2 protein-coding genes are annotated in these 1,137 nt (G+C 70.2%); both read left to right on the top strand.

The genetic code is table 11. The annotated features are described in order from the left end of the window. Positions 1 to 171: 171 nt before the first annotated feature. On the top strand, positions 172 to 729 hold the full coding sequence (gene hslV, locus FVW20_RS16170) for an ATP-dependent protease subunit HslV (RefSeq protein WP_196610402.1): 558 nt from the start codon (positions 172 to 174) through the stop codon (positions 727 to 729). Next, positions 726 to 1,137, top strand: a 412-nt coding sequence (locus tag FVW20_RS16175) for a 4-(cytidine 5'-diphospho)-2-C-methyl-D-erythritol kinase (protein ID WP_372435013.1), incomplete at its 3' end; no start/stop codon positions are given. The genes hslV and FVW20_RS16175, both read left to right, overlap by 4 nt.

A 1,137-nucleotide genomic window follows, 5' to 3' on the forward strand; every position in this document is an offset into this window, starting at 1 on the left:
CGCGGCGTTTCAGGTCCTTGCCGGGCAGCTTGCCCGCGACCGCGAGCCGGGCGGCGGCCAGACCAGCACGTGACCTGCACCCCACCCGCGCGCGACTGGCGCTCAACCTGGCCTGCTCACGCGCCCCCAACCATTGCCAAACCGGCGCGACAGCGCCGAAGGAACAACCATATGGAACTGAAGGGTACCACCATCCTTGCCGTGCGCGACGCGGACGGCGTGGCCATGGCCGGTGACGGCCAGGTGACCATGGGGCAGAGCGTGGTCATGAAGCACACCGCCCGCAAGGTGCGCCGCCTGTACCGCGACAGGGTGCTGGCGGGCTTTGCCGGGGCCACGGCAGATGCGTTCACCCTGTTCGAGCGCTTCGAGGCCAAGCTGGAGGAATTCGGCGGCAACCTTACCCGAGCCGCCGTGGAACTGGCCAAGGACTGGCGCAAGGACAAGTACCTGCGCAGGCTGGAGGCCATGCTGCTGGTGGCCGACGCGGAAACCATCCTCATCCTGACCGGCACCGGCGACGTCATCGAGCCTGACGACGGCATTGCCGCCATCGGCAGCGGCGGCCCCTATGCCCTGTCCGCTGCCCGCGCCCTGTCCCGGCACACCGCGCTGGACGCGCAAACCGTGGTCCGCGAGGCCATGGCCATTGCCGGGGAACTGTGCGTATTCACCAACGGCCACCTGACCGTGGAAACGCTGCGCCGCAACGCGGGCGCCACCGCGTGAGCACCCACGACACACCCGCGCCCGGCGCCGTCACCCTGCACGCGGGATGCAAGATAAACCTGTACCTGCGCATCACCGGCGTGCGGCCCGACGGCTACCACGAACTGGATACCCTGTTCCTGCCCCTGCCGGAGCCGTGCGACCTGCTGCACGTAGCGCCCCGGTCGGAAGCGGGCATTGCCTTCACCTGCACCGAGCCGGAGGTTGACACGGCCCGCAACACCGTGGTCACCGCGTACGAACGGTTCGCGGCGGCCACCGGGTTTCGCCCCGGCCTTGCGGTGCATCTGGAAAAGCACATCCCGCACGGGGCGGGACTGGGAGGCGGCAGCGCCGACGCCGCCGTGCTGCTGCGCCACCTGTTTGCGTTGTGCGCGCAACAGGCCCCCGGCGCGGCCCCCACGCCCG

It is taken from the genome of Nitratidesulfovibrio oxamicus (assembly GCF_015731765.1).
Classification (GTDB): domain Bacteria; phylum Desulfobacterota; class Desulfovibrionia; order Desulfovibrionales; family Desulfovibrionaceae; genus Cupidesulfovibrio; species Cupidesulfovibrio oxamicus.

Coding starts and splice junctions, on each gene's coding strand:
- hslV (WP_196610402.1), top strand. CDS start 172: ATGGAACTGAAGGGTACCACCATCCTTGCCGTGCGCGACGCGGACGGC.